The 6,000-nt window shown below is 64.2% G+C and carries 3 protein-coding genes and 1 pseudogene; all 4 read left to right on the top strand.

Annotated features, from left to right (window positions below; all coding sequences use genetic code 11):
• A partial coding sequence (locus AB0I21_RS53245; protein ID WP_360573056.1) for a DDE-type integrase/transposase/recombinase occupies positions 1–297 on the top strand: 297 nt, incomplete at its 5' end.
• 974 nt (positions 298–1,271) lie between these two features.
• On the top strand, positions 1,272–3,638 hold the full coding sequence (locus tag AB0I21_RS53240; protein ID WP_360573054.1) for a polymorphic toxin-type HINT domain-containing protein: 2,367 nt from the start codon (positions 1,272–1,274) through the stop codon (positions 3,636–3,638).
• On the top strand, positions 3,628–4,227 hold the full coding sequence (locus AB0I21_RS53235) for a hypothetical protein (protein ID WP_360573052.1): 600 nt from the start codon (positions 3,628–3,630) through the stop codon (positions 4,225–4,227). The genes AB0I21_RS53240 and AB0I21_RS53235 overlap by 11 nt, the downstream gene beginning before the upstream one ends.
• A 674-nt stretch (positions 4,228–4,901) precedes the next feature.
• Positions 4,902–5,593: pseudogene (locus AB0I21_RS53230) on the top strand (IS6 family transposase).
• Positions 5,594–6,000: the final 407 nt, after the last annotated feature.

Below are 6,000 nucleotides of genomic sequence, written 5' to 3'. Positions count from 1 at the left end.
GCTGAGGTGGTCACCGATGCCGCCGCGGTCTACCCCGCGGTCCTCGACGAGCTGATCCCGTCGGCGTGGCACCACGTCGAGCAGTACGCCAACAACCCGATCGAGGCCGATCACGGTCGGCTCAAGCACCGGCTGCGACCGATGCGCGGGCTGCGAACGGACAAGACCGCACAGGTGATCATCACCGGACATGCCTTCATGCAGAACCTTCGACGCGGACACTACGAGGTCGCCGTCGACGCCCCGGCGGCAACGCGGGTCGCCGCCGCGTTCACCGAACTCGCCCAAGCGATCTGACCGTCGACCCCGATCAGGGTTTCAACGCGTCCAACGATCCCATAGCGCAACGGCGCCCCTGCGTGAAGTCGGAAATGCGTGGGGAATTCTCCATCTGACGCTTGGTGAGCCTATTATTCTGATCACAAAACCGTAGAAGGCGGAACCTGTGGCGCTTGCTAGTAAGCACCTGATCCTGACGGGTCAGGACGAGGAGGTCCTTTCGGGCGCGTTGCTGCAAGCTCTTCCGTCACTGGTGTACGTGAACGGGATCCGGTGGGCTGGATCGGGGTCCCCACTAGTGTCATCGATCTCGAAATCCAGCGCGTCTCGGGTTCTGTTATGGGACCAGAGCTTGTTCTCTGAGCTGCCTAGTGTCCGCAATTCTGACGGGAGTTCCACCGGGCCTAGTGCGAGGTATGTCATTAGTCTCGACAAGTCAAGGCTAATGGTGGATCACATGCAAAAGGAGATTGGTTTCAGGGACGCTCGCGTGGTCCTCGTCAGTGGAGGATTCGCGCGCTCGGGAGTTCTACCGTGCTGTGTGGCGGACCGCCCGAAAGTGTGTCCCTGTCAAAGTGAAGACTGTTGATGGCGGCGAGGTTCTAAATTTCTCGGCGGGAGCAGGTGCGGCCGGATGGTGGGCAAAAAGCCGCAAGAACGATTTTTCGGCCTCAATGCTCCCGGGATTAGGGCATTGCCAATCCTGTAGATCTGGCAAGACATCGGGTCACAACGTGCGCCTGCGGGCGGGACATGGCCGCCCAGGTTGCCATCACCGTTGCCGTAATGCGCATCGGTGGAGTGTGTATTCGAACCCGCTCATATTCGTTGGGTAAGGCTCCATGCAGCGGCGTGCTGTTCATGCTTACGCCCTGCGTGTCGATGAGCTGGGTCGGCCGGCGATCCGGCGCCCGGCCGCCGGGAAGGGCTAGCGGACGCCAGGAGGGGTCGTCGCAGACTCGCCAAGTGCTGTCCGTGTCTGGACGACTGCGATGCAGCGGGTCTCGCCGGTGCCGTCGGTGAAGCAGGTCAGTGGGCCGTCGGGTGTGTATGACACCGCCGCTGACGCCTACGGGCAGGTGATCACGCAAGGGTCCGCGAGCGGCACCATCACGTACGCCTACGACGCCCTCGGCCGGGCGGTGAAACCCGGCTTCAAGTACAGCGGCCTGGGCAATGACCTCGCCGATGACGGCACGACCAAGTACACCCGCGATCCCGGTGGCGGCCTGCTCGCCGCTGGTCCGGGCACCGGCGGGAACTCGAAGTATGTGTGGACGGACCTGCACACGGACGTGGTCGGGCAGTTCACCGCGACCGGGTCGAGCCTGACCGGTTCGGCGAGCTACGACCCGCTCGGCGTCGTCCTGGCGAGCACCGGTCTGGTCGGCAGCCTCGGCTACCAGTCGGAGTTCACCGAGCAGTCGACCGGCCGGGTGAACATGCATGCCCGCTGGTACAACACCGACACCGGCCAGTTCGACACCCGCGACACGGCGAACAACAGCCCCGTCCCGGCGTCGATCAGCGCCAACCGGTACCAGTACGGCGGCGGCAACCCCCTCACGAACACCGACCCCACCGGTCACTCATTCTTGTCGTCGCTCAGGAGTTCGGCGTCGAGCGCGTGGAACACGGTCACCAGCGCGGTGAACAACACCGTCACGGCGGTGTCGAACTCGTGGAACTACGTCGCGTCCGGGCAGGCCTACCAGGACGCGCACAAGGCATGGAACTACGTCGTGGCCAAGGCCGACGAGGTGCGCAAGCAGGTCGTCGCGTCCACGACGGACTGGGCGAAGAAGAAGGTCCAGTCCGTCCAGGACAAGTACAACGCCGTCAAGAAGTGCGTGAACGGCGGCGTCAAGAAGTGCGCCACCGACACCGTGAAGGCAGCCAAGAAGTACGCCGAAGACACCATCAAAACGATCAAAGAAGACCCCTGGAAGTTCGTCGCCACCGCCGCCGTCGGCATCGCGGCAGCGGTCGCGGTCGGCGCCCTGTGCGCCACCGGTGTCGGCTGCCTGATCCTGGCCGGCGCGGTCGCGGGCGCGATGGCCGCCGGCGCCGGCTACATGATCGACGTCAAACGCGGCGACGCCGAATTCTCCTGGGGCGGCCTCGCCGACAGCATGATCCAGGGCGGCCTGGACGGCGGCCTCAGCGCCGGCATGGACAAACTCACCGGCGGCGCCAGCAGGTGGGCCGGCGGCCGGGGAGGCGGCGGCCGCGGCGGCCTGCCCAGCGCAAACCGTCCGGGCGGCGGAGGCAGCGGCCTGCCCAGCGCCAGCCGCCCGAGCGGCGGAGGCGGCGGTCACCCCGCCGCTGGCCGACCCTCCACCACCGGCAGCGGCGGCAGCGGACCTCGAGCCGGCAGCGGCGGAGGCTCCCGAGGCGGCAGCGGCGGCGCGCATCGGGGTGGCAGTAGCGGCGGATCCGGCGCGTCCAAGGGCCGTACAGACGGAAGTACCGATGGCAGCAAGGCCGGCTGTGGGTGCGCCTGCCCGGCGAAGAAGCACAGTTTCGATCCGTCGACGCTGGTGCTGCTGGCGGATGGTTCGTACAAGGCGATTGGCAATGTCACTGTCGGGGACGAGGTCGTCGCCAGCGAACCGCAGACCGGTGCCTTGCGTACCGAAAAGGTTGAAGAACTCCACCGCAACGAGGACACCGATCTCACCGAGGTGACCGTCACCTTTGAAAGGGACGGTGTCGAGGACGCGACGGTGGTCAAGACGACTTGGCATCATCCGTTCTGGAACGACGATACCGACACGTGGATGTACGCTCAAGATCTTCAGCCTGGTGATCACCTCCGTAGCGCTGCGGGTGCGGTCATCACGGTGGCTGTCGTGCGCAACTATGTTGGCTCGGCGGTCATGCGAGATCTGACCGTGGCAAACCTCCACACGTATTTCGTCATTGCTGGCGATTCTCCGGTTCTTGTTCATAACATCGACAATTTCACGCCACATCCGCCTTGCTCCGTCGATCAACTGCGAGATTTTGCCAACCAGATTCGCACGGATGCGTCTCATCCGGCTGCGGTCAATTCGCGAGTCGTCGCGGCCGGTCAGGACTCGGGTGGCTATGTAACTGCTGGTTCAAGCAACGGGTGGGATTCGGGCTCGCGTGCTGTGGCGGACGGTTTGAATATTCGGCTGGTTACAAGTCACGGACCTAATCATGCCGAAGAAAATCTCCTCGCGGACAATGACAACAGTTTGTGGCCGCTCGAACGGGTCGCGTCCGACAATCAGCCTCCGTGCGGAATTGATCGACATGACTGCGCTGGTCAACTTGACAGTCGGGAATTCAACATAACTGAGCGAAGTGTAGTATTCGGCTATGGACTTTGAGATCCAACGGCTGGCGACTTCCCTCGACGAGATGTCGCCAACGGGGAGGGCGACAATATTCGGGCTGTGCGCTCGGGTGCTCGCGCCGCTGGTCGTTGAGGTTGAGCGGAGATGCGCTGGAGTGTGGTCGTTTCGTGACTACGCTCCAGCGTTGGAGGTCATAGAAACCTTTGCGCTCGATGCCGGGCCGGCAGGTGATCACGGCGAGCTTCGTGCCAGTCTCGCGGCCTCAGTTCCAAATGGCCACGACCTCGACGGCCCGTGGAGCACTAACGTGCAGGCCGCAATAATTTGCGCGGACGCTGGACTTGCCGCCGCGTCCGTCGACGCTCAGCCGGAGAGTATCTGGATCGAGTATGCACTGGAGCCATTGACCTCATCTGTTCAGGCCAGAGACATTGCACTCGTACGACGGCTTGGATATACAGCTTGGCTGTACAGGCTACCCCAGGATCCGGCAGTAGCCGCAGCGCTGAGCTTCATACAGCAGTGCTGTCGGCGCATCCTGTCAGGTGGGCCGCTGACCCGCCGGGAGTTCACAGCGCTGGTTTCCGAAGGCAACGTGCTTCTGCCGGTCCGTGTTGACTGATGCCCTGAGGGTTTCGCTGGTCGACATTGTTGCCGGTTGGGACATGCCGGCCGAGCAGAAGGTTGCAAAAACCATCTGCTCGGCCGTCCAGCGCGGATTTTCCGACTTTCGAACTCCGGCAGCTCGGCAATCTTCTATGTTCGTGAGGGTGGGTACTACTCTCTCGGCGAGCAAACCATCCCGCCGGCGTGGGACCGTATTCGCAATCTATGGTGTGGAAATCCATACCGGCGTCGTGCGATTCCTCAAGGTGGACAGAATGGATGGCGGGCAACCCCCGGTTTCGTAAACAGCACCGTCTCGGGATTCGCCGATTGTCTCGACGAGATTGTCGTTCTCGACGCACCCGTCGACTTCACCGACGCCGAGGCGACCGCACGGTGAAGGAGCCATCCCGGGAGTCAAGGGGGTCAGCCGACCGGTGTGACGTAGCCGCACGTGAGCACGCCGACCGCGACTGATCGCGCTACCGCAGAGCGGCGACGTCGACGTGTTCAAGGTCGCGGGTGACCACCCGGCTGACTGTCGACGGGTTGCGCGAGCGGGTGCGGTCGGTTGGTCATGGCGGCGAGCGCGGTCGCGACGGTTTGTAGGTCGGCGGGCTCTGTTGCATTCGCTGTTCGGCATGATCGAGGCAGGCTTGAGCAGTGAAGTCTCCAAGCCGCAGACCGTCGTTGCCGCCGCAGTCAGCGTTCGCCGGGTTCCGGTTCCCGCCGGACGTGATCGTGGTCGCGGTCCGGCTGTACCTGCGCTACGGCCTATCCTGCCGCGACGTCGAGGAACTGCTGCTCGAACGCGGTGCCGAGGTCGACCACGTCACGATCTTCCGGTGGGTGCAACGATTCACGCCGCTGCTGGCCGACGCGGCCCGGTTCTGCCGGCATGCGCCCGGCGACAGATGGTTCGTCGACGAAACCTACATCAAGGTCAACGGTGTCTGGCGGTACGTGTATCGCGCCGTCGACCAGGACGGCCAGGTCATCGACGTGCTCGTCTCCGCCCGCCGCGACGCCGCCGCGGCACGCCGGTTCTTCCGCCGGGCGCTGGCCACGCTGAAGGTCACACCGAGCGAGGTCGTCACCGACGCGGCACCGGTGTACCCGGCCGTCCTCGACGAGCTGGTCCCGTCGGCGTGGCACCACGTCGAACGCCATGCCAACGACCGATCGAGGCCGATCACGGCCAGCTGAAGCACCGGCTCAGACCGATGCGCGGGCTGCGTGCCGACCGCACCGCACAGACGATCATCGCCGGACACGCCTTCATGTAGAACCTCCGACGCGGACACTACGAACTCGGGCTCGACGCACCGTCCGGGCTCCGAGTCGCCGCAGCGTTCACCGAGCTCGCCACCACCGCCATCTGAAGACCGGCCGGCACTCACCCAAACGCGCCCTCCGATCGGCAAATACAACAGCGCGCGCGTCGAACCGTGTCGACCCAGCGCTCTGCAACAGCGTTCGCACGTGGTGCCTGCGGCGGTGTGCAGAGTACGCCGATGCCGCGGCGGTGAAGACTGGGTCGAACGCAGCGGCATCGCGGCATTGTGCACTACACAAGCCCGTACGATCAGTACAAATGGCTTGGGATCGGCGCCGGGGTCGCCGGCTGTGTGATATTCATCGAGGTATGTGCTCCCGTTGTGATTGCGGCTGGTAGGTCGTCTGCTAGGGCTGGTGGGAGCAGATACGGGTTGGTCGCTTGACGGTCGAATTGAGCGGAGAGATGGCCGATGGAAGGCGTTTCGGGGTCCCGGCTCCATGTGATCCTGTG

The sequence above is a fragment of the Dactylosporangium sp. NPDC050588 genome, from assembly GCF_040654975.1.
Lineage (GTDB): Bacteria > Actinomycetota > Actinomycetes > Mycobacteriales > Micromonosporaceae > Dactylosporangium > Dactylosporangium maewongense.
This window is presented reverse-complemented; position numbering and strand designations above follow the sequence as displayed.